We start from the raw sequence: 22992 nt of genomic DNA on the forward strand, positions 1-22992 counted from the left end.
GATTAGAATAATGATTGAACAGCTTATCGCAGAGGGCTTTTCATACTGGCCTTTGGTTCTGAACGGGGCGAAGGCCCTTCTCGTTCTGATTGTTGGTTGGATCGCTGCCGGGATGATCAGCAGGGCAATACAACGTCGGATCAATGCCACACCAGAGATTGACCCGACCCTCGGCAATTTTGCGGCAAGCATGATCCGCTGGGCCCTGATTGCTGTGGTTCTGATTGCGGTGTTGGGCGTGTTTGGCATTCAGGCAACCAGCTTGGTCGCTATGATGGGGGCCGCGACCTTGGCCATTGGCCTCGCCCTTCAAGGCACGCTGAGCGATCTGGCAGCGGGGTTCATGCTCATCCTGTTTCGCCCCTACAAGATCGGCCAATTCGTCGACATCGGAGGCACATCCGGGACCGTCAAAACGCTCAACCTATTTGTGACAGAGCTGGCAACCCCGGACAACGTGCAGATCATCGTTCCCAACGGGCAGGCCTGGGGCGCTATCATCACCAACTACTCCCACTACGCCACGCGGCGCGTGGATATGGTGTTTGGCATCGACTATGGCGACAACGCCGAACAGGCCAAAGCCATCATTCTGCGCATCGCGGGCAATGATCCGCGTGTAAAAAGTGACCCAGAACCCTGGGTCCGGGTCACAAACCTGGGGGATAGTTCGGTCGATCTGACAGCCAGGGTCTGGTGCGATGCCGTAGACTATTGGGAGCTGAAGTTCAGCATGACCCAAGCGGTCAAGGAAAGCTTTGATGCTGAGGGTATTTCCATCCCCTATCCGCACCAAGTGGAGATCAAAAAAGAAGGCTAGTGGGCGGTTTTCGCTTGCGACTGAAGAAACCGAACATGACGTGTGTCCTTTGGGGTTCTTCTGGTCTAGCCCTGCAGCGTCGACCTGGGCTCGTCGCGCTTAACCATCCAGTCCTGTCTAACCAACCCCACCCTGGCGCATTTGCTCGGGTGGGAGGCCAAAATGGCGAGACACCCCATCCTTGGCCAAAAAGGCCCAACGAGCCGCCAAGAGTTGGTAACTGCGCACTTCCCAGCCGTCCCCATCCGGCTGGAATCGCAACCGCCAGGCCCCTTCGATCGTGACCGGCAATCGGATATTCTCCGGCAGGGGCGCATCGGCTTTTCTGGATAGCGCTTGACGGGTTGTCTGGTTTTGCAGCTGCAGCAGCTGTTGCTGCAATGCATGGGCTTCGGGGTTTCTGCGCCCGGCGATCACCAATTCGATGACGGTATCGTTTCGCACCAGCCCTTTGACACAGAAATCGCCGCGATTGTTGGACCACATGATGGGCACCAACGACACTGCGACCTGACAGATCTCTTGTTTGAATAACCCGCGATCCTCGATCAGAGGAGTAATCTCAGCTGCGGATCGACGTCTGTTCTGCATCAGGGCATCCGGTTTAGTAGGCTACGGAACATGGGGACCTTGGAAAAACCAAAGCCCCCAATCTCCAGTTTCTACCCCTGATCTCTTTAAGGAAGAGTTGCCGCCCCGGTCATTTTGGCAATTCTACTGCCCTTTGGCGCGCGTCATGATCAGGGTATCAAACCCTTTATATCGGGCTTCCCCCACGACGCGATAGCCGGTTTTTTCAGCAACCCGCTGCGAGGCCACATGGGCCGGGTTGAAGATCGCACAGGTCTGCGCCCAATCTCTGGTTTGATCCGCCCATTGATGGATGCAAGCCACCGCCTCAGAAGCAATCCCGCGCCCATGAGCTGCTGGAGCCAGCACCCAACCCGCTTCGGGCAGCCCCTTGGTCGGGCCCCCAATGCTGCGATGAAAATCCGCGAAACCGACCTCTCCCAGAAAGGCCTGGGTGTCGCGATCCTCAACCACCCAAAACCCATAGTCGAGCGCGGCCCAATGACCGATGTAACGCAGCAGGCGGTCCCAGGATTGCTCCTCAGTACTGGGTGTTCCGCTGATAAACTCAACTACGCGCTGATCCGCCCAAAGTGCGACAACATCTTTGAAATCATCGATCACATGCGGCCGAAGCACCAGTCGCTCTGATTTCAGGATTGGGGCGCTCATCCTGGCAGCGCGCCGCTCAGCACGTATTTCAGCACTTCCACGACTTGGCGGGGTTCTTCCGCAACAGCCAGCGCCGCCGCATGTACTTCTTTTAAGGCGTGCTGATGTTCCGGCGGGTTCAGCACGATGATGGATTTACCCAGAGCAGCCGCATAGCCCGCATCAAAGGCCGCGTTCCACTGTTTGTATTTTTCGCCGAAACGCACCACCACCACATCAGCGTCAGCAATCCCCTTGCGGGTGCGGATCGCATTGACCATGGCACCCTTATGGTCATGCCAGTATTTGTTTTCCTCTACGCCCAGGATCGCGACACCGCAGTCATCGCTGGAGGCATGATCGGTCACCGGGCTGTTGAATCGAACATCCAACCCCTTGGCACCCTCGGTGATCTGTTCGCGCCAATCGGTATGGATTTCGCCGGAAAGATAGACATTCAAACTCATGCTGCGCTCCTGTGCTATGTTCGGAGACAAGGCTTAAGCCGGAACGCGGACCTAGGCCAGCCGGAAATCTCCCCGCGCCGCAACCGGGCCCCTCAGCGCTTGCGGGCGACGAGATAACGGCTCGGCGTCGAAGGCGGGTAATTCCCGGTCTCGATGATCTCGAAACCAGCGGCCTGCACCGCGGCCTCTAGATCCTGCATACGGGTAAAATCCACAAATGACGGCGCCTTTCCAACGAGCTTCATCAAGGGGATAGCCACCTTGAACATATAGTACTTCCAGGTGCCGACCTGCTCCCCAAGACAGGGGGTTTTGGAGATAAACAACCCACCCGTGGGCAGTTTTGCCGCCACATTGCGAAGGACCTCCTCAAGATTTGGAATAAGGTGCAACAAATTATGCGCAAGAACGGCGTCAAACTCCCCATCGGCCAGATCCTCTGCCGGGCGGTGCAAGAGGGTGAGGTTATCAGCACCCGCCTCCTGCGCGCGCTGGCGCCCAACCGCGAGCATCCCATCCGAAATATCTGTTGCGACAAAGCTTTCGACGCCCTTCGCCAGCTCAATGGCGGTTGAGGCCGTACCGCAGCCCAGTTCCAAAACCCGGTCGTTTGGCTTCAGATACGAACGGGTGCGACCCAGCGCATAGCGGTAGGATTCCTCATCGCGGATCGACGATTTGGCATATTTCGGCGCAATATTGTCCCAGAACTTCATATCGGCAGTCATTACAGCTCTCCTTTGCCGCCATAGGTTACATATGCGCAAACCACATATGAATTGCCGAAATTCGCAATTGCCTTATACATATTTGCATGATTGAGCCTGACTGGAACCATATTCGCGCCTTTCTCAAAACCGCTGAAACCGGATCGCTTTCGGCAGCGGCGCGCAAACTGGGCCTGACCCAACCGACCCTGTCGCGGCAGGTCGCGGCCCTGGAAGCGGACCTTGGCCTCCTCCTGTTCGAGCGGCTGGGCAAATCGCTTTCGCTGACAGATGCGGGCCGGGAACTTCTGGCGCATAGTCAAAAGGTTGGCAAAGCGGTCGATGGGTTGCAACTGGCCGCCAGTGGACAAACACAGAGCATCGAGGGCACGATCCGGATCACCGCCAGCGATGTCACAACCGCCTTTGTATTACCCCCTGTTCTGCATGAGCTACGCCTGCGCGCACCGCGTCTGACAATTGATCTGGTGGCAGCCAATGACATCCGCGATCTGATGCGCCGGGAGGCCGATATTGCCATTCGCCATGTTCGCCCCGAGCAGCCAGAGCTGATCACCCGTTTGGTACAGGAACCCACTGCCCGTTTCTACGCCGCAACCAGCTATCTGGAACGGCGCGGCCGCCCCCGCAGCCTGGCGGATTTTTCCAACCATGACTTTGTAAGCTTCAGCACGGCGGAGCGTTCTATCGAGTTTTTCACGCCCTTGGGCATCCATCTCACTGCCGAGAACTTCAAAATCGGCAGCAATAGCGGGCTGGCCGCATGGGAGCTGGTAAAACAGGGCTTTGGCATCTGCCCCATGGCGGATGATGTCGCCGCTGCGGCAACAGGCATAGAACCCCTCTTGCCAGAGATGGATCCAATTGTGTTCCCGGTCTGGCTCACCACTCACCGTGAGCTGCATACCAGCCGAAGGATCCGATTGGTTTTTGATCTTCTGGCTGAGTTTTTCACTGAAAAACAAAAACGCGCCCCTTAGGGCGCGTCTCTTTTCTAGGCAATGGCTGGGTTTCAGCCCCGCAGTGTGCCGCCAGTGGCTTTGGTCACCTTGGCGATGATCTTTTCGCTCACCGCTTCGATGTCCTTTTCCTTCAGGGTCTTGTCGCTGGGTTGCAGGCGAACGGTCATGGCCAGAGATTTCTTCCCTTCACCCAAAGAGCCACCGATGAACTCGTCAAAGACGCGAACATCCTCGATCAGGGCTTTATCCGCACCAGCTGCTGCATTGACCAATGTCAGTGCTTCCACGCCTTCATCGACAACAAAGGCAAAGTCACGTTCGACGGCCTGCAGGTCGCTGGCTTCCAGCGCTGCCCGTGTGGCGCCGCTTTTGCGTGGCAATGGCACCTCATCCGGCCAGATGGTGAAGCCGACGACCGGGCCCTTGACGCCCATTTCCGAAATCACCTTGGGGTGCAGCTCACCAAAGATCCCCAGAACCTTCTTGGGGCCCAGGCAAATCTTGCCATGGCGACCGGGGTGCCACCAGCTCTGTGCGCCACGCAGGATCTGCACCTTGGCGGGCGCCCCAATCGCAGAGAGGATCGCTTCAATGTCCGCCTTGGCGTCAAAAGTATCCACATCGCGTGAGGCGCCATGCACATCCTTGGGCCCGTTGCGGCCCACCAGGATACCGGAGATCAGATTGTGCTGTTCACCCGGCTCCCCACCGTGAAAGGCTGGGCCAACTTCAAACAGTGCCTGATCCATATAGCCGCGCGCCTGGTTGCGGGCCGCGGCCTGCAACAGGCCCGGCAGCAGGGCGGGACGCATATGCGACATCTCCGATGAGATCGGGTTGGCCAGCATGGTGGCATCATCGCCCCCACCAAAGAGCGCAGCCGAGGCCTTATCGATAAAGGTATAACCGACCACTTCGTTATAGCCGAGGCTGGCCGCCGTGCGGCGCGCCATCTGCTGGCGGCGCTGCTGTGGCGTCATCACCGGCTTGGGAATACCATCAGTAACCCGTGCCAGCGGCTTGCCCTTTAGCTTGGTCAGCGAGGCAATCCGCGCCACCTCTTCCACCAGATCGGCCTCTCCCTGAACATCCGGGCGCCAGCTGGGCACATGGGCCATATTGCCCTCCAGACGGAAGCCAAGACGGGTCAGGGTCTGGCGCTGGTCGCTTTCCGGGATTTCCATGCCGACCAGGGACTGCACCCGGCCTGCGTCCAGCTTGTAGGCGCGGGCGTGATCCGGCACATCACCGGCGATCACCACCTCAGAGGCCTCGCCGCCACAGAGTTCAATGATCATCCGGGTGGCCTGATGCAGACCTTCCAGAGTGTACTCAGGGTCGACACCGCGTTCAAAACGGTAGCGCGCATCGGAATTGATCTTGAGCGCACGCCCGGTCAGGGCAATCTGCACATGATCCCAGAAGGCGCTTTCGAGGAAGACGTCCACGGTTTCTTCGGTGCAGCCGGTTTCCTCGCCGCCCATGATGCCGGCAATGCTTTCAGCACCATTGGCGTCGGAGATGACCATCTGGCCCGCCCCAAAGGTATATTCTTTCTCATCCAGCGCCTTCAGGGTTTCACCACCCTGGGCCCGGTGAATGCGCAGATCGCCAGAAACTTTTGCGGCATCAAAAACATGCAACGGGCGGTTCTGATCGAATGTGAAGAAATTGGTGATATCCACCAGGGCCGAGATCGGGCGCAACCCGATGGCCTTCAGCCGGTCCTGCAGCCAGGCCGGGCTGGGGCCGTTCTTGACGCCTTTGATCAGGCGGCCGGTGAACAGCGGGCAGCCGTCCTGGGTGTCTTCGTCGATGCTGACATTGATCGGGCTGGCAAAGCTGCCCTGCACCGGTTCGAATTCTGGAGTCTTCAGAGTACCCAGGCCACGTGCCGCCAGATCGCGGGCAATGCCGTAAACGCCCAGCGCATCGGGACGGTTCGGGGTGATGGCGATCTCGATCACGGGATCAACCTTGGCTGGCTGATTTTCCGCCAGCCAATCGACAAAGCGGTCGCCAACCTCGCCAGAGGGCAGTTCAATGATGCCGTCATGCTCATCCGACAGCTCCAGCTCCCGCTCGGAGGCCATCATGCCAAAGCTCTCGACGCCACGGATTTTCCCGACACCAATGGTAATGTCGAGGCCAGGGATATACATGCCCGGCTTGCAGACCACCACGGTGATACCTTCGCGAGCATTGGGCGCGCCGCAGATGATCTGCATCTCGCCCTCATCGGTCTCGACCTTGCAGACCCGCAGCTTATCCGCATCCGGGTGTTTTTCAGCATGTTTCACATAGCCCAGGGTAAAATCCTTGAGCCGGTCTGCTGGGTTACTGATCTCTTCAACCTCAAGCCCCAGATCGGTCAGGGTTTCGGCGATCTCATCCACCGAAGCCTCGGTGTCCAGGTGGTCTTTCAGCCAGGAAAGAGTGAATTTCATCGGTCTAGGATCCTGTGGCAAGCCATGCGTGTTTCCAAGAGGCAATGACAAAGATTGCCCCCATGTGCAAGCCTTGCCGCCGCTTCGCTGGGTCAGAGCCGGGCCAGCGGTGCAAAAGCGCACATCTGCGTACATTATTAGGGGGGAGACGGCCGGGTCAGTCTTGCCGCAGCATTTGCAGCCAATTGGCCAGCTCTGTGCTCCTGGCCTGCAGCGACAGGGCCTGCCGCGAAGTGCCCAGCCGCGCAGCACTGTCTTCGCAGGTCTCTGCCTGCTCCAGATCCTCCGCTAGGGCCTGATGCAGTGAGAAGATCCCCTTGCTGCGCAGATAGGCCGCGATGCCCGCTGCAGCCAGTTCCGGATGATATTGCGTTGCCCAGACCCTTGCGCCGCCCTGCTCATAGACAAAGGCCTGCACCGGCGAATGAGCATTCCCTGCCAGCAGCTCTGCGCCTTTCGGCAGGCGCTGCACCTCGTCGCGGTGGATGCAGGGGACCGCAAAGCCGTTGCGGCGGCCTGCCAGCATGGCATGGGCGGCCCCCGCTTCGGTCAGCTGCACCTTCCGCGCGACACCAACCTCGAACCCGTTCGGGGAGGCCCCTACCGCGCCGCCCAGTACCACCGCAGCCAGTTGCATGCCATTGCACGAGCCCCAGACAGGCAGGCCAGCCTTCAGGACGCCTTCCATCCAGCGGCGCAGAGGGGCTGCCTCGGCTGCATCGGTGGACCAGGCCACCCCGGCCCCGGTGAAGACAACTCCGGTAACACCCTCCAGCTCTTTGGCTGAAAATGCACGCGCATAGGGGTTCAGGATCTTCACCCCGGCCTCAGGGGCCAGCGCTGCAAAGCTCTGCACAAACCCGCCAGAGGCGGCCTGCCCGTTCGCAACCATATCTGGCGTATTGCTTTCGAGAATCAGAATAGTGGCCATCACCGCGCCTCCTCTGCCGTCTTTCGCCGCTACATAAGGCGCAGAGGCAAAACTGGCTTTTCACCACGCGACATCCCAAAGGTCGCAAATGCGAAGTGCCGAAAATTCAGCAGCCCTGGCAGGAACACTTCAAAGGCAGGCACCCGCCCCGGCGGGCAGGCGCAATCACGACTTAAGCGAAGGGCAATGCCTGACCTAGGGGAGGTGCAAAGCGCCTTCCCGTTTTGCCGGAGGCAAACCTGTGGGTTGACGGGAAGGTCAGGCGCGGCCCGGCCTGAAGGCCTGGCTGAACAAGAACCACTACTCGGAACGCAAAACGCCCGCCTGAAACAGGCGGGCGCAAGTTTCTTTGCAATCTTCGGGTATTACCGGCTTAGCCCGCCGTGCAGGGTCGGCACATCCAGGCATTGGAAGCCGTAGTGGCGCAGCCAGCGCAGGTCGCTGTCGAAGAAAGCGCGCAGGTCGGGGATGCCGTATTTCAGCATCGCCAGACGGTCGATGCCGATACCAAAGGCAAAACCCTGATAGACCTCCGGGTCGATACCGCCGGCGGCGATGACTTTTGGGTGCACCATGCCGGAGCCGAGGATCTCCATCCAGTCGTCACCTTCGCCGATCTTCAGCTGGCCATTGTCCCAGGAACAACGAATGTCCACTTCGGCGGAAGGTTCGGTGAAGGGAAAATGCGAGGCGCGGAAGCGCAGCTCGACATCATCCACCTCAAAGAAGCTTTTGACAAATTCCTCCAGCACCCACTTGAGGTTCGCCATCGAGATGTCCTTGTCCAGCGCCAGGCCTTCGACCTGGTGGAACATCGGCGTATGGGTCTGATCATAGTCGGCGCGGTAGACGCCACCGGGGCAAATGATGCGCAGGGGCGCGCCCATCTTTTCCATCGAGCGGATCTGTACGGGGCTGGTATGGGTGCGCAACACATGCGGCGGGCGGTTATCGCCTTCGGCGCGGTGCATATAGAAGGTGTCCATCTCGGCACGCGCAGGGTGGTGGCCGGGAATGTTCAGCGCATCAAAGTTATACCAGTCAGTATCAATGCGCGGACCTTCAGCAACGGAGAAGCCCAGCTCGGCAAAGATCGCGGTGATCTCTTCGCTGGCCTGGCTGATCGGGTGCAGACTGCCGCGGCGCGATGGGCGCGTTGGCAGCGTCACATCCAACCATTCGGTGCGCAAACGTTCGTCCAGAGCAGCATCCGCCAGAGCCGATTTCTTCGCCACCAGCGCCGAATTGATCTCATCTTTCAGCGCATTCAACGCAGGTCCAGCGACCTGACGCTCTTCTGGGCTCATCTTGCCCAGCTCGCGCATTTTCAGGCTCACCTCGCCCTTTTTGCCAACGGCGGCCAGGCGAATGGCCTCCAGTGCGTTTTCATCCGCAGCAGCGGCGATTTCGGATAGGTATTTTGCCTTAAGATCGTCCATGACGGTCCCCTGAGTTTCAGCTTAGGCCCTGCTACCATAAGTTCTGCTGAAAGCAAGAGCCGCAGAGCGCCCCACCCCTAGGAAGTGCCACAAGAACCTCAGATTTCAGACCAGGAAGGGTAGTTTCGGAGGATGCAAGAGACCGCCCCCTGCCCCAGCAGCCGGTTTTCCCTAAAATCCTCTGTTTTTTTTGTGAAGCACTCATACTTTTTTCAACCTCTTCCTGTTTTCCTCTGCTCGGGTTTTAGCCAGGCGAATGGCGCGACCGTTAATGGGTTTAGTTTTTGATGCACGACGGCCCAGCAACAGGACCAACGGGTGAATAGATGACTAAAGAGAATTCCAAGAAAGCCGTAAAAAAGAAAAAGTCCGGAAAGGGTTTTAAGCTTTTTTCCAGCATCGGCGCCAAGATCACGCTCATTCTGGTCGCTTTGGGCGCGGCATCAGCCTTGGGCGGCGTTTTGGTGAATATCGTTTTCACCGAGGTAAGTTCGCAAATGCGCGTCCTCTCGTCAGAGAAGCTTCCACAGCTGGAGGTCAGCAATCAACTTGGTGCAGCGGCAGATGTCACCAAGGATGCGATGACCAAAATCCTCTTGGCCAGCGATGAGGCCGAATTGGCGGCTGCCGAAGAAGATGTGGCAAAGGCCGCCTCAACACTCGCCCAGGCAACAGCCGCCCTCCCCGCAGAGCTGCGTGGGAGTTTCGAATCCGAAACCGCAGAAGTTTCCACCACCCTGCAAACGTTGACCGATGCCCGCAACAGCGCATTCCGGAACCAGGTCTGGATCGAGACACAAACCGCAAGCCTGCAGACGCTCAGCGTCGCACTTCAGGACCGTCTTTCGATGGTTGCGGATGATGCGCACAAGAACCTGATGCAGGGAGGCGATGACACCATCGCACAGGTTGATTCCGTTCTGACAGATCTGGTGGAAAAGCAATTTGGTGGCCTGCAGACCCTGCTGGAAGCCCGCGCCGACATTAACCTCTTGTCTGGTGCCGCCCTGGCCCTGGGCCATGTGCGCGACGTCCCGACCCGTAAAGCCCTTAAGGAGATGGCCAGCACCGCCATTGAACGGCTTGATCCGATCATGAAGGACCTGGAGACCCTCGGCCTCAGCGCCTTTGACGCCAAGCGCGTTCGCAAGGGGATCGGCGTGTTCAAAGAGACCCTGACTGCCAGCCGAAAAGAGCAGAAGGAAAGCCGCAAAGCCGTTCTGAAGGCTCGCAAAAGCAGTTCCGCCCCCCTGACACGAGCCTTGGACAAGATGATCTTCACCCTGTCTGTGGCCGCAAGCCAGGCCAGCACCGACAACCAAAGCGCAATTCAGGGCCTCTTGGACAATCAGGTCGGCGTTTTGCAAAGGTTGCTTGTCATCAATGGCACAATCAGCAGCTTCCAGCTTGCGGCCCTGAATATTGTGACAGCTTCCGATGTTACTATGGCGGAAGAAGCTTCTGCCCCGCTGCAAGAGGCAGCAGCGGAACTCGGCAAACACCTCAACTTTAACAACGGGCGTCTTGCAACCGAATTGAAAGCCATGATCGCCATGGCCGACCCCGGAAAAGGGCTGGCCGTATTCAAGGTCGCCTCCTTGCAAGCAGATGAGGCCGCAGCGGTTGCCTCTTTGGATACTGCGCGTGTCATTCTCAGCATTTCCGAACACGCTGCAGAACTGGGGCAGGCCAGCCAGAGCGAAATCGCGGAAATGGCGGTTGGCATTACCGCTGAAATGACCGGTGCCCAAAAGCAGATGCAAATGCTGATGTTGCTGTCTGGCGGCGTCCTGATCCTTGCGCTTTTCCTGACACGGGTTTTCGTCACGCGACCCTTGGCAAAAATCAGCGAAACCACCGAGCATCTGGCGGATGGCGACCTTAGCCCGGTCAAAGGCTATGATCGCTCCAGCGATGAAATTCGTCGCATCGCTCAGGCGCTTTCGGTCTTTCGCGACGGCTTGGTCGAAAAAGAAGAGATGTCCAAAGCCACAGAGGCAGAGCGCGCGCGCAGGCAAGCGGAGCAGACTGCAGCGGTCAATGCGATCGGAGACGGCCTGGATCGCTTGGCCCATGGCGATTTGACCTTCCGCATCGAAACGGAGATGAGCGACGGCTATGCCAAGCTCCGGGATGACTTCAATGCCGCTCTGGATGGCCTGGAGCAATCAATGGGAAGCCTCACCACCAGCGGCAAATCAATTGCCGGCGGCACCACAGAGATTTCTGCGGCCTCGCGCGACCTCTCTGAACGCTCGGAACGCACGGCTCAAACGCTGGCAGGCACTGCTGCGGCTGTCAATCAGCTATCCGTGTCGATCACCCATACAGCAAGTGCTTCGGGAGAGGCTTCCACCTCTGTCGAAAAGGCACGGGTAAGCGCAGAGGAAAGCCTGGAGGTTGTTCAGCGCACCTTTGAAGCGATGGAAGGTATCAAGGAGAGCTCTCACAAGATCTCGCAGATTATCGGCATGATCGAGAGCATCGCACAACAGACCAACCTCCTGGCCCTGAACGCCGGGGTTGAGGCCGCACGCGCTGGATCTGTTGGTAAGGGGTTTGCCGTCGTCGCTTCCGAAGTTCGCACCCTCGCCCATCGCTCCAAAGAAGCAGCCACAGAAATTTCTGCCCTGGTGGCTGAAAGCGGTGAGAACGTTGAAATGGGCGCCGATCTGGTCGAGCGCACCGGCGCTGTGATCAAAGTAATTTCCTCTTCGGTGACGGGTGCTGCCTCTTTGATGCAGGATATTTCCGAGGCTTCATCAGAGCAGTCCCGCAGCCTGCAGGAAATCAATACTGCCATGGGACAACTGGACGATTCCACTGCTAAGAACGCAGCCCTCTTTGAAGAGGTCACCTCTTCCAGTATCGGCCTCTCGCATGAAGCGCAGGCCATGGATTCCGCCCTTGGCCGGTTCCGCACCCATGCCTCAGCTCCTGCAGAAGAAGAGAATTGGCAGGCACAAGATGGGGATGGTGAAGAAGATATGGCCTGGACCGGTTAGCCAAACCAAGGCAAGCCGCACCTCTGCACCCTTCACCTCATTTCCGAAAATTTGCCCCTCCTGCAATTAGCGGGAGGGGATTTTTGTGCGAGCCGTTTCCTATCCGAGAAAACTCGACCAACACATTTGCAGTGACGGCCAGGCTCTCTGATCCCGCAGCTTTCTTCCCTTAGTGACTGGCCTTAGTGACTGGCCTTAGTGATTGGAACGGGCCTCACTTTTCAGGGCAATCCACTTTGCAAAGCACCATTGGCTTGAAAAGCTGAAGCTAAAACGCTGAATGAGTGAGAAAAGGTCGTTTCAGCGCCCAGCTCATGAAAGGGTGAGGAACTCTGGATTCAGGTGCCACCCTCATTTGGCTCGCCCTCCCCGAACAGAGTCAGGCGCCGCATCTTGATAGATCATTTGAAGAGGCGCCACTGGGTGAAAGTGCCGTCAGCGATCTGAGGATGATGCAGGTAAGTTCGCGATACGGGAACTACGGCGCTCTTACACGCTCAAAATGTCTGAGCCCGAGCAAGAGGAGCAAAAGAAGGAAGAACAACCCGAAGAAATCACCAATGAGATAGGCAAAGTAATCTTCCAATGAACTGTCAAAAACCCAGTTGGTAAGGAACGAGGTTACCACCGAAATGATCAACCCTGCGATCATGATCCAGACCCAGCGCGGGTTCTTCCCGACCTGAGGGTGCAGGTCCCATCCGGCCAGTCTCAGAACAAAGAAGATGACGGTCGGGACCGAAACCGCAATGGCAATCGCCGCAAGCCGACTAGGAACAAACGCACCTGTTCCCGCGACATAAAGAAATACAAGAAACACCCCTGGCAAAAGCGCTAAGATAGAGCGCCATCCCAAGAGCCAAGCCGAAAGTACGCGCACCCCGTGCGGCAGAAAAAGCAGGCTCGCCCGGCTCGGAAACTCCGGAAAAAACAAGGCCTGCACAGGCATGAGTAGCTCAAACGTGACAAAGAAAGCCACGACATAAGCAGACGAAACAACGCCGGCTTCCTTAGCTATTGTCTGCAGAAACACCCTTGCCCCTCATAACTTGCTCTTTAGCAGTTATCTTTCGGGGGACTTAACAAAGTAATAACCACGCGCAGAATTTTCCGAATGAACCAAGTAGCCTTTCTGAACCAAAGACTTCAATGCCCTAAAAAAGGTCGGACGAGAAACATCTGCGACGAGCCGGTGATCCAGCAAAGCAGTCGTTTTTACCGGGCCTGGAGCCACAGCAACATCACTTGCCGCGTAGTAGACATCTTTTTCTACAGTCGAAAGTTCCTGCAAACCCAGGGATTGCTCCATGTCCTGCAACAGTTTTCGTAACTCGGTAAGTTTTGAGAGTTCCGTCATCTTCTTTACCTGAACCAGTCGTGCCACTGTGCCTATATAATTGGCGCATCAGTGCAAAAAGTAAACCAGTTTTGCTGAATTTAGCCCCAAAAAGTATCACATTGACACTTTCGTGAATAACGATAAGCTTTTCCACAGTCCGACGCCGACAGATTCGTGAGTGGTGGCTGTCGAAAATCCTTTTTTAGAACGATATCCGGGCGCGGGGCTCTTTGACCCGCGTCCTTTTTTGTGGCTGGATCAGACCAGTTTCGTGGATCATTTACTGCTGTCGAAACGGTTCTGAACCCCAAACAACTGGCAAAACTCTGGACGAAACCACTTTGTCTGTGCATCCTGATCGGCAGGGCCACTGCTTTGGGCCCGTCGATTTTTCACGTTTTTCAAGTGATCTGATAATTGGTTGGGGGGTGTCATGCCTTTGGATAAGGACGCTGTAAACGAGCTCAAGCAGAAGATTAAGCTGGCTCGTAACAAGGAACTGAACTTTGCACTGGCCCTCGGCAAAAAGCCCGAGGATTGCGCCATCATGATGCATAAGGAACGCGGTGGCGATAAACTCCTTTTGAAAGTCAAAAAGGAGAATGGCGTTCAGCCACAGAAGTCCTGCTACGGCACGCTAAGTGTCGATGGTCAGCTTCTGAAGCTCATGTGCAAAAGTGACCCGCCAGCTGGTCTGGTCAAAAACTTCCGTGTTTTCTTTCGCGCCAATAGTATTCCGATCAAACTGGCGGTCCTAACCCCCGGAGGCGAAGCTTTTGAGGGCGATGATGAGGGCGAGCAGGAAGGCCAGGCAGAGAGCCAAGCTCCCGACAGCGCTGCCCCCCCGCCGGAAGAGACCGCACCCGCTGCCGCATCCGGACCAGAAGAGGCAGAGGACCCTCTGGCCGCGATCAAAGCGCAGATCAAAGAGTTGAACGCTGGCATAGCGAAGCTGGCAGGACCCGTAAAAGACAAGCTGGCCGAGGGCTTAAAAAAAGCCGCCGCGCTTGCCGCATCAGGCAAGATTGACAAGGCCGAAGCGCTGCTTGAGCAACTTTCGAATGCACTAAACAAAGCAGCGAGTATCCCAAGCGCGCCCCCTCCTCCGCCGCCCCCAGATGGGGGCCCGGATGGAAATCCAGCAGAAGAGGCCGGAGAGAAACCAGACCCCCTTGCAGAACGCTGGGAGGTCACCTCCTCGAAGGTGGCGCCGCATGTGGCCAAGACCCTGAAATCGGGCAAAGGTGACCCGGACAAAATTCGCGCTGTTTGGTCCTTTGCTCAGGGCAAAGCCGAGGCGGGTGATTACGCGGCCGCGTTAAAGGCCTTGGGGCCGCTTTCCAATTTGCTTTCGCAAGCGGCGGAGGCCGAGAAAACTGCCGCTCAGGAAGAGGTCGATAAGGGAGACGATACGCGACAGAAACTCCAGGCTTGGGAAGCCACAAAGGCGCAGCTCGAGCCCAAGGTCATGGAGATTGTGAAGGCCAAGGACGCGCGCTCAACCAAGGTTGGCGCGGCCTGGGAGATGGCTCTTAAAGCAGCAAGCACTGGTGATTTTGACACCGCGAACAAGATTGTCGGGCGGTTGCGCTCCGCCCTAGGGCTTGATGAGGCTGCCCCTGCACCATCGGAAGGTGGCTCACCCCAGCAGAGCGAAGCCCCACAAGCGCAGGCAGGGGATGAGGCTGACAAGGCCGATGATGACAAACCTGCCTCTGACGACCCTGCACGCAACAAAGCCCTTGGTAAAATCGACAAGGTGAAGGGCGACCTCACCAGGGTTGAAGGGCTGATCGCGGCATTTGGAACGCCGCAACCAAAGGACTGGGAACTGCCCATCAAAAGCGCCGCAAAAATGCTGGCGATTGCCGAGGACAAAGAGGTCAAGGAGTTGGAGGCTGCCGCAACCGAAGCCGCAGCTCTTCTGGCAGAGTTGGAACCCAAGGTGAAACAGCTCACCCTGGACAAGGAGGCCTGGGAGAAACAGCACCCGCTGTTCGTGGCGCGCCTGGTTCCGATCCAGGCCCATGCAACCCATGATATCGATCCGATCAAAGGCAAGCTCAAGGATCTGGAAGATGAGGTAAAAGCCGCAGAAGCAGATGCGGCAGGTTTCGACTTCAAAGGGGCCGCCGGGCGCATTGGCGCCTTTCTCTCGCTGGCGGATGTGGTTGAAGCCCTTGCGGATGGCTTTGCCCATTACCGAAAAATCCAGATGGACCGCATGAACTTGGTCACGCCGAAACGTGCCATGGTCGCGGCGCGCGCGCCTGTCCAGGCAGCAATTGATGCGCTGATAGATACCTATGACAAAGGCGTTCAAAAGGCCGGAGAGGAGAAGTATCCCGAAGCCGTTGAAGAGATGAACAAGGTGCCGCAGTTGCACCAAAAGCTAGAGTTGCTGCTGGACCGGGCCAAGGCCGTGGATGGCGACCCTGCGGATGCGTCCGACACTGGCCTCATCGGAACCGTGCTGGACTACCTCAACGCTTTGAATGGCTTTCCCGATCCGGTCAAACTCTTGCTGAAGACGGGTATCGACAGGGTTCAGGCCGCCTATGACGCCTCTCTACCCGCAGCCGAAGCAGATGTCTTGAAGGCCAGCGAACGCCTGACACTGGCAAGGCGCGATGCGAATGATCTGTGGACCCGTGGACAGAAGGCCGAAGCCTATGTCGATCTCCGGGCGATCTTTGATGCCAAATTGCGCGATTTCAAAGCCCATGCCGGAAAGGAAGGCATTGAGGACGTGATTGAGCGGATGGAGAGTGACTCCACCAGTGCCGCATCCGATGCCATCCTGCGCAAATTCGACAGCGCCACGCGCCTCTTGCAATCCAGTCAGGCGGATTGGCCCAGCTATGAGGCACGGGCTGCGGATTATGTGGCCTATAAGACCAAGCGCGATGCGGTGAAAACCCGGCTGGAAGATCTGCGCAAGCTCCCCGAGGCCTCAACCGCAACGGATGAATTGGCCACTGCCGATGCACATCTGCGCCAGGCTGCCACGCTCGCAGCAACGCGGGACTATAAAAGTGCCTTAGATAGTGCCAATGCAGCAGATGCCGCCGCGGATGTGGCCAAAAATCTGATCGACATGCGCACCGAAATGGCCAAGTTGAAAAAGGACGATGTGCTGGCTGCGGTCGACAAGGACGTTGTTGCGGCCTTCAAAAACTATGATGACCTGGCGAAATTTGTTGAAGGAAAGGACGACGGCACCTTTACCGCCCTGCGCGGGACTGCAGATGCTGAGGCTCAAAAAGGACGCGATGCCTCCGTTGGTCCGGATCCTGATCATGACAAAATCCGCGAGCATCTGGGCAATGCGATTTCGCAACTCGAAGCGGTCATCGACAGTATCGCCTGCAAAGCGGCCTTTACCACCCTGCGTGCGGCGATCAAGCCAGCAGTTGAAAATGAACTGCCCACGGGCAGCGCCGCCAATGACAATTGCCTGAGCACCGATTTGCCAATCATCACCGCCTTGCTAACCGCAGCAGATGATGCCGTGAAGGACCCCGGATTTGATTTTGGAACCGGTCTTGCCAAAGTGAATGAGGCCAATACCGAAGTACAGAAAGCGCGCAAAAAACTGGCGCTCTACAAAAAGGCCAAAAACCCGGTGCTTTGGCTGGCCTGGGCAAAAAATAGACTGGTCCTTGCGCGTGATGAAGCGCTCACCCATACCAATCCGATTGATGCAAAGGCGAGCCTTCAGGTCGAAATCGATCGCCTTACGGCGTTTGAGACAGCCTTCACCACCGATTGGGCTGCGGGCAAACATGCGGCGGCCACATCCAAGGTCACGGCGGATATGGACCGCGCAAAGGCCTATGAAAAGTATCGTGCGGACTATGTAGAAACCATTCGGCAGCGTCAGGTTTGGATCATTGACCGCGAGGCACTGATTGCAGGCGACGCTTTGGTAGCGGCCGAACGACAAGAGGTTGCCGATGCCAAAGCTGCCATTGCAGGCCTGCTTGAAACCCGTTCCTACACCCCGGCGCAGAGCCTCTGTGCTAGTACCTATTTCGTCATCGAACGTGGCAAGGATATGCTACAGGCGCGAACGGACTATGAGGTGAAGCGCGCAGCAGCGGAAGCCAAAGTGCAAGAGGCTGAGACTGCCGCAGGGAAGGTCCCCACAAATGCAGAGCTAGCGGCCGAAGCCGCCGCTTTGCGCAAGCGTTACAATGATGCCCATGCTGAAACAGCGGCAGACAAGCGCAGGTTTGATTTTGCCGGCACCGAAATGGAGACATTGACCAATAGCCTCTGTCAGCCGGTCATTGACCGTTGCACCGACTACGAAGCCTTTGAGGACAAACGCAAGGCATTTGCAGCGAAAATTCAGGAGGTGAAGGACCACGAGAATGCTGATCTGATCACCCCACTGATCGCCCGCCTGGATGGCAAATACGCCAACATGATGGATCTGGCGAGCAAAGGGCATATGAACCGGGCCAAGGCCCTGTTGGATGTCCTGCCGCAGGATTGTGAGGACGCTCTGGTCGCCGCCAAAAACAACGCGGCTCTGGATGGTATCGGCAAAGATCTGGAAACCATGGATGAGGACGACACCGATGCGATCAAAGCAGCGGTAGAGGCCCTGCGCGAAACCTTTGACAACCTGCGTTGGGAAAGTGAAGCGCAATATGCGCAGTCACATGATCTGGCAGAAAACCTGGTGGAAGCGGTTGAGGCCAAACTTGCCTCAGATCCGAAAGCGGCCAAGGCAGCCCTTCCGGAAGCCTTGCAAGCCTGCAAGGATCTACAGACAGAGATCGGCCACCATAAGCAATTGAGCGAATTGGCAACACGTGTCATTGCACGTATCACCTCTGTCACGGCTCCCTTTGAAAAATACGCCATCATCAAAGAAGATGCGGATGCTCTGAAAGCTGCCGTTACCGCGGCCCTGGAAGGTGCGCAGAGCGGCGGCGATCTGGATACCGCCAGTGCGGCCATCGAGGAGGTGATGAGCAAGCATCACGCCTTGATGATCATGGCAGCACGGCATGATCAGGTGATCAAAGATCGCGACGCGCTGGAGGCGCAGCACAAAACGCTTTTGGGGAGCGAGTATCGATACGCTATTCGCGAGGACTTGGAGAAGCTTTCTGCACTGTTGGAGCAAGCCGCGGAAGCCGCGGAGAAGCGCGATCACGACACTGCCGAAAAACGCATCAAAACGGCCAAGGAAGTCGCCGTGGATGCGGTGGCAAAGAACAAGATGGCGGGCAATCAGGCACCGGATGCGGACAACATCAAATCCATCCTGGAGCGCCCCGACGGCGATGCACAGCTGGACGCCATGATCAAGGATCTGGACCCTTCGGTCCAACGCAAGGTGCTGCGCGTCGCATTTGAGGCGAAATATGGCTGCAAGTTGAACATCTATGTCGAAGCCAAGGATGAAGCAGCCGATCGCCACGACGCGGCCAATATCGTCGCTGACGGCAGCAAGAAAGGACCCAACATTCGACGCCTCTATGAGGTGATGTCGGTCTTGCCTGTAAATGACACCCGCGACAATGACTCGATGAAGATCTTCGGTTACGAAGATGTCGAAACCCAGAAAGGATCTTATTACTCGGGCGGCGACGTCAAAGAAGTCGTGATGCGCGAGGGCAATGCCAATCTAAGCGACGTCTATGGCTTTGGGCGACCGCATGAGGTGGGCGATGTTGACGAAAATTGCAAACCGGCGGACGATGAGCAGGTCGATTTCTTCTCTTGGAACACCCTGCATGAAGCAGGCCACGCGGTTGATGATCAACGCAACTTTATGGGGGGCGTCAAAGGCAATGCCTCCTACGGCGGCTGGCAAGAACACGGCATCAATGTCAAACCCATCGCTGATGCCATCGCCGGGCACTATAAATATGATCCGACCTATACGGCGGACTATATCCTTGGGACTGCTGACCCCGCCCTTCCCGAGTGCCCTGATACCGTCGAGCCCGAGGAATGGGAACGACGGCGCAGCAAGGTTCATGCCCATGTGGACATGGCCCGTGAAGGTAACAATCCATGGCAAAGCGCTGCAATCGCCGCAAAGCTGAATGTGGGTGGCCGGGTCTACCATGAGAGCTACAAAGACCCAAGTTATTGGTCCAGTTACGAGTTTGCAGCCCGCAAGCAGGCCATCACCGGCTATCAGTTCCGCGCTCCTGGCGAATGGTTCTCAGAGCTCTATGCAGCCTATCACAGCAAGAAGCTGAAAGATCAGCATCCTGCGGTGCAATGGCTCAAAGATCTGAAGTAAGGGGGACCGATAATGTCACTATTTGTGCAAATGAACCTGACATGCCCAAGCTGCAAAGCGGTCTTTACCTGCAAAGCCGTTGGCAGTGTCAATGCCGATCGACGGGCGGATCTGCGCGATGAGATTCTGGAAAACCGTTTCCAGATCATATCCTGCAGCGAATGCGAGCATGAGTTCCGATTGGAACCTGATTTCAACTATCTGGACGCTGGGCGTCACCAGTGGATTGCAGCACTCCCGGCGCGCCAATTGCGGGATCATGTGGAGATTGCTGCGGAAAAGCAGGCCGTTTTCGAAACCAGCTATGGCAGCCAGGCCCCCTCTGCCGCACAGAGCATCGGTAAGGCGCTGAAAACCCGCTTGGTTTTTGGTTGGCCTGCCATGCGCGAAAAGCTGATCCTGGAAGAATTGGGTTTTGACGACATCCTGATGGAGGTTGCAAAGCTGGATCTCTTGCGGATCCTGCCTTCGGCCCCGCTGCGCGAAGGTGTCGAACTACGGCTCACCGGCGCCAATGATGAATTTCTGGATTTCATCTGGGTCGAAGCCTCAAGCGAGGAGGTGCTGAACGGTTTTCAGGTCCCTCGTCGCCTCTATGATGAGATTGCGGCCAATCCAGAACCCTGGGTGCCGGTGCGCGCCATGTTGGCGGCAGGGATGTTCGTAGACATGCAGAAATTGTTTATGGGCGAAGGAGAGGTGCCAGCCGAAGATGATGCCGCAGCCTAGTAAAGCTAGCTTGCGATATTCAGATGCTCGGCCTGGCTAGGGAAGAGCCGCGCAGTTGCCGCCCGCTCCGCAAGGGGCGGGCCATCATAATAGCCCTGCAGGTAATCTACCTTGCAGGCTTTGAGCAATTTGCGATGCTCATCGGTTTCGGCCCCCTCACCTGTCACGCGCATCCCCAGAGCATGCCCCAATTCGGCAATCGCAACCACAATTGCCCTTGTTTCCTGCGACTCTGGCAGTTTCGATACAAAGGCGCTGTCGACCTTGATCTTGTCCACGGGGAACTTCTGCAAATAGCTGAGAGAGGAGTATCCCATGCCAAAGTCATCCAATGCGACCGTCACGCCCAACTCTTGCAGAGCCTGAATTTCCGTCAGCGCTGATTGGCCACTTGCCAGCACCACCGTTTCAGTAATCTCCGCTTCCACAGCCTCTGCCGGGCAATTCGCCTCATATAGGCAATCATTGAGAAACTCATCCACCCTGGAGCCAAAAAGCTTGGGCGATAGATTGACCGCAACACGACCACGAAAGCCCATTTCATGCCATTTGGCCGTTGTCTTGAAGGCCTGCAGCAGCATCTGTCGTGTCAGCTCCCGGATAAGGCCGCTATCCTCGGCAATCGGAATGAACTCCGCCGGAGAGACCGTCCCCAATTGCCGATGATGCCAGCGGGCCAATGTCTCAAAGCCAATGATCTCACCAGTCTTCAGGTCGGTTTGGATCTGGTAGACAGGGCGGATGTCTCCCTGCTCGATGGCATGGCGCAACTCTCTTTCCAGAAGCGCCTTGCGTTTGATTTCTGTTTCCAAATCTTCATGGAAAACCTCAACCGTGCCCCGACCTGCGCGTTTGGCCTCATAAAGTGCAAGATCCGCGCGCCGGATCCCTTCTGAGGGCTTTGAGTCCGGACCGGAAAGCGTGGCGATACCGGCACTCATCCCTGTGTGCAGGACCTGGCCATTAATTTCTTGCGGCTGAGACATCTCAATGACCAGGCGTTCTGCAATATTGGTCAATCGCTCCAGGCTGGAAGCGCCTTTGACCAGGATGGCAAATTCATCCCCGCCCAAGCGTGCGGCCAAGACATAGGTACTGGCGCAGGCTTTGAACTTCTGCGCGACCACCTGCAGCAGAGCATCCCCTGCAGGATGGCCCAGGGTGTCATTGATCAGTTTGAAATGGTCAAGATCGGCCAAGAGGATCGAGACCTCTTCCGCTTCCTCCTGCAGCCAGCTTTGAAAGGTCTGTTCCATTAGGCGGCGGTTCGGCAGGCCTGTCAGGCTATCATGCTCAGCCAGGTATCGCGCCCATTCAGCCTGGCGGGCCTGATCACTATGATCCGAAGCCAGAAGCAATGTGCCAAGATACAGCCCATGTTCATCCCGAATTGGGCCACTGCGAACCAACAGGCTGAGGTCCTCTCCAGATTGGCTGTCGACAATATTCGCTTCAAAGGCAAAATTCTCTTTCCGCAGGACATGGCTTTCTGCTTTCTCTGCCAGCTCCGTTGTAAGCCAGGTGCGGAAATTCAACCGATACCCAGCGCGTGCATTGCCAAAGAATGCTTCTGCATTTGGGTTGCAGAACACCACTTGACCGTTTTCATCGGCAAGAAGGACAGCGTCACGGGTCGACTGCAGTGCTCTCAAAATGCGCTTATTCTCACGACGGGCGCTTTCGTCGCTTTCGGCGCGCAGTTCCGCCATTTCTATCTTGCCGAGGCGGAGCTGTTCCAGCGAGCGGGCAAGCATCCCCAGCTCATCGCGCCGATCCTGATCCGGCACCGGGCCATCCAGCTCATTGTCACGCAATGCTGCAACCGTTTTCGCCAAATCACTCAGCGGTCGGGAGAGGACCGAAACGACAAAAAAGGCGACACCAGAAAAGAGAAAGAGCGCGATCAAAGCAACCAGCAGAAGATGCTCCAGAGATTCCTTCAAAGGCCCGTTTATCGCACTCTCCGGTACAACAACCGTCACTTCCCCTAATTTCAGGTCTCCGTATGCGGGCGCTTGCCTGATTTCAGCACTGGCTTGCAGCGCCCCGGCCCCCATAGCAAAGCCCTCGTCGGTGCGTTCGACCAATACCTCGCCTTTTGCGTCTGTGACCATGACATGGGCAATGGATCCTTTGGCGAGAATCCCCTCGGCTATTTCCTCAATCCGTTGCTGGTCGAACATGCCTAATGGTAGCACCAAGGCCTCTGCACCCAGGTTCGCCGCCATTTCACTTTCACGCACCAAACCATCCAGGAACATTTGTTCGTGGTCGTGCGCTTCATGCGTGACCCGCAGGAATTCAAAAAGAACCAGCGGCAACAGGAGCCCTAGGTTCAAGCGGGTTCGAAAGGTGAGGGATCTGAGAAATCGCATACTGTTCTTCAACACGTCCCCGGAGTGCTGAGGATGATTTCTCCTGCAACCGGCTTCAGTACATAGGTTTCCGTCCTGCTGCAAAGAGCAGAGGGAGAGAGAACAGAGGAAAGCAAAACAGGTCTTGCCAGGCGAAACCGTTTCATTGGAACACAACCTTTCTTCACAGCCGGCCCGCTCACCCTGACAAGAGAGTCTTAAATCAAGGTGTCTGGCGGGCAGCTTGCGCGGGCACAGTTGACGTCGAAGTCAGGTTTC

General features: G+C 57.0%; 15 protein-coding genes. 5 read left to right on the forward strand and 10 right to left on the reverse strand.

The window, feature by feature from the left end; genetic code table 11:
- Positions 1 to 10: 10 nt before the first annotated feature.
- Positions 11 to 820, forward strand: a complete 810-nt coding sequence (locus RSK20926_RS09640) for a mechanosensitive ion channel family protein (protein WP_008206251.1) — start codon at positions 11 to 13, stop codon at positions 818 to 820.
- Positions 821 to 937: 117 nt separating this feature from the next.
- Here RSK20926_RS09640 and RSK20926_RS09645 read toward each other — a convergent pair whose 3' ends face one another.
- The 4 genes from RSK20926_RS09645 to RSK20926_RS09660 all read right to left on the reverse strand — a co-directional run bounded on the left by RSK20926_RS09645 (position 938) and on the right by RSK20926_RS09660 (position 3236).
- Positions 938 to 1411, reverse strand: coding sequence for a hypothetical protein (locus RSK20926_RS09645; RefSeq protein ID WP_008206253.1), 474 nt, complete (start codon positions 1409 to 1411; stop codon positions 938 to 940).
- A 123-nt stretch (positions 1412 to 1534) separates the two neighbouring features.
- Positions 1535 to 2062, reverse strand: coding sequence for a GNAT family N-acetyltransferase (locus RSK20926_RS09650; RefSeq protein ID WP_008206255.1), 528 nt, complete (start codon positions 2060 to 2062; stop codon positions 1535 to 1537).
- Positions 2059 to 2508 (reverse strand): YtoQ family protein, encoded by a 450-nt coding sequence (locus tag RSK20926_RS09655; RefSeq protein WP_008206256.1) that lies wholly within the window; start codon positions 2506 to 2508, stop codon positions 2059 to 2061. The genes RSK20926_RS09650 and RSK20926_RS09655 overlap by 4 nt, the downstream gene beginning before the upstream one ends.
- Positions 2509 to 2600: 92 nt before the next feature.
- Positions 2601 to 3236 (reverse strand): class I SAM-dependent methyltransferase, encoded by a 636-nt coding sequence (locus tag RSK20926_RS09660; protein ID WP_008206257.1) that lies wholly within the window; start codon positions 3234 to 3236, stop codon positions 2601 to 2603.
- Positions 3237 to 3322: 86 nt separating this feature from the next.
- Here RSK20926_RS09660 and RSK20926_RS09665 point away from each other — a divergent pair, with 86 nt between their 5' ends.
- The gene (locus RSK20926_RS09665) at positions 3323 to 4216 is read left to right on the forward strand and encodes a LysR family transcriptional regulator (RefSeq protein ID WP_008206259.1); all 894 of its coding nucleotides are present in this window, start codon (positions 3323 to 3325) and stop codon (positions 4214 to 4216) included.
- Between the two features lie 32 nt (positions 4217 to 4248).
- Here the strand turns inward: RSK20926_RS09665 and pheT are convergent, their stop codons facing one another.
- The 3 genes from pheT to pheS form a co-directional block, all read right to left on the reverse strand.
- Complete coding sequence (pheT, locus tag RSK20926_RS09670) at positions 4249 to 6645, reverse strand: phenylalanine--tRNA ligase subunit beta (RefSeq protein ID WP_008206260.1); 2397 nt, start codon at positions 6643 to 6645, stop codon at positions 4249 to 4251.
- A 157-nt stretch (positions 6646 to 6802) separates the two neighbouring features.
- Entirely contained in the window at positions 6803 to 7576 is a 774-nt protein-coding gene (locus RSK20926_RS09675; protein WP_050773065.1) for a type 1 glutamine amidotransferase, read from the reverse strand.
- A 365-nt stretch (positions 7577 to 7941) separates the two neighbouring features.
- On the reverse strand, positions 7942 to 9015 hold the full coding sequence (pheS, locus tag RSK20926_RS09680; protein ID WP_008206263.1) for a phenylalanine--tRNA ligase subunit alpha: 1074 nt from the start codon (positions 9013 to 9015) through the stop codon (positions 7942 to 7944).
- Positions 9016 to 9341: 326 nt separating this feature from the next.
- Here pheS and RSK20926_RS09685 point away from each other — a divergent pair, with 326 nt between their 5' ends.
- Complete coding sequence (locus RSK20926_RS09685) at positions 9342 to 12020, forward strand: methyl-accepting chemotaxis protein (RefSeq protein ID WP_008206265.1); 2679 nt, start codon at positions 9342 to 9344, stop codon at positions 12018 to 12020.
- Positions 12021 to 12498: 478 nt separating this feature from the next.
- On the opposite strand, the gene RSK20926_RS09690 is transcribed toward RSK20926_RS09685, so the two are convergent.
- Positions 12499 to 13053, reverse strand: a complete 555-nt coding sequence (locus RSK20926_RS09690) for a hypothetical protein (RefSeq protein WP_232281867.1) — start codon at positions 13051 to 13053, stop codon at positions 12499 to 12501.
- 30 nt (positions 13054 to 13083) lie between these two features.
- Complete coding sequence (locus RSK20926_RS09695; RefSeq protein WP_037254570.1) at positions 13084 to 13377, reverse strand: hypothetical protein; 294 nt, start codon at positions 13375 to 13377, stop codon at positions 13084 to 13086.
- A 415-nt stretch (positions 13378 to 13792) separates the two neighbouring features.
- Between RSK20926_RS09695 and RSK20926_RS09700 the strand changes: the two genes are divergently transcribed.
- Positions 13793 to 19630: a hypothetical protein gene (locus tag RSK20926_RS09700; protein WP_008206270.1), complete on the forward strand. Its 5838-nt coding sequence runs from the start codon at positions 13793 to 13795 to the stop codon at positions 19628 to 19630.
- A 12-nt stretch (positions 19631 to 19642) separates the two neighbouring features.
- Positions 19643 to 20359 (forward strand): CpXC domain-containing protein, encoded by a 717-nt coding sequence (locus RSK20926_RS09705; protein ID WP_157133076.1) that lies wholly within the window; start codon positions 19643 to 19645, stop codon positions 20357 to 20359.
- Between the two features lie 5 nt (positions 20360 to 20364).
- Here RSK20926_RS09705 and RSK20926_RS22055 read toward each other — a convergent pair whose 3' ends face one another.
- Entirely contained in the window at positions 20365 to 22734 is a 2370-nt protein-coding gene (locus RSK20926_RS22055; RefSeq protein ID WP_008206274.1) for a putative bifunctional diguanylate cyclase/phosphodiesterase, read from the reverse strand.
- Positions 22735 to 22992: the final 258 nt, after the last annotated feature.

Source organism: Roseobacter sp. SK209-2-6 (assembly GCF_000169455.1).
GTDB lineage: Bacteria > Pseudomonadota > Alphaproteobacteria > Rhodobacterales > Rhodobacteraceae > Pseudophaeobacter.

Coding starts and splice junctions, on each gene's coding strand:
- RSK20926_RS09640 (WP_008206251.1), top strand. CDS start 11: ATGATTGAACAGCTTATCGCAGAGGGCTTTTCATACTGGCCTTTGGTT.
- RSK20926_RS09645 (WP_008206253.1), bottom strand. CDS start 1,411: ATGCAGAACAGACGTCGATCCGCAGCTGAGATTACTCCTCTGATCGAG.
- RSK20926_RS09650 (WP_008206255.1), bottom strand. CDS start 2,062: ATGAGCGCCCCAATCCTGAAATCAGAGCGACTGGTGCTTCGGCCGCAT.
- RSK20926_RS09655 (WP_008206256.1), bottom strand. CDS start 2,508: ATGAGTTTGAATGTCTATCTTTCCGGCGAAATCCATACCGATTGGCGC.
- RSK20926_RS09660 (WP_008206257.1), bottom strand. CDS start 3,236: ATGACTGCCGATATGAAGTTCTGGGACAATATTGCGCCGAAATATGCC.
- RSK20926_RS09665 (WP_008206259.1), top strand. CDS start 3,323: ATGATTGAGCCTGACTGGAACCATATTCGCGCCTTTCTCAAAACCGCT.
- pheT (WP_008206260.1), bottom strand. CDS start 6,645: ATGAAATTCACTCTTTCCTGGCTGAAAGACCACCTGGACACCGAGGCT.
- RSK20926_RS09675 (WP_050773065.1), bottom strand. CDS start 7,576: ATGGCCACTATTCTGATTCTCGAAAGCAATACGCCAGATATGGTTGCG.
- pheS (WP_008206263.1), bottom strand. CDS start 9,015: ATGGACGATCTTAAGGCAAAATACCTATCCGAAATCGCCGCTGCTGCG.
- RSK20926_RS09685 (WP_008206265.1), top strand. CDS start 9,342: ATGACTAAAGAGAATTCCAAGAAAGCCGTAAAAAAGAAAAAGTCCGGA.
- RSK20926_RS09695 (WP_037254570.1), bottom strand. CDS start 13,377: ATGACGGAACTCTCAAAACTTACCGAGTTACGAAAACTGTTGCAGGAC.
- RSK20926_RS09700 (WP_008206270.1), top strand. CDS start 13,793: ATGCCTTTGGATAAGGACGCTGTAAACGAGCTCAAGCAGAAGATTAAG.
- RSK20926_RS09705 (WP_157133076.1), top strand. CDS start 19,643: ATGTCACTATTTGTGCAAATGAACCTGACATGCCCAAGCTGCAAAGCG.
- RSK20926_RS22055 (WP_008206274.1), bottom strand. CDS start 22,734: ATGCGATTTCTCAGATCCCTCACCTTTCGAACCCGCTTGAACCTAGGG.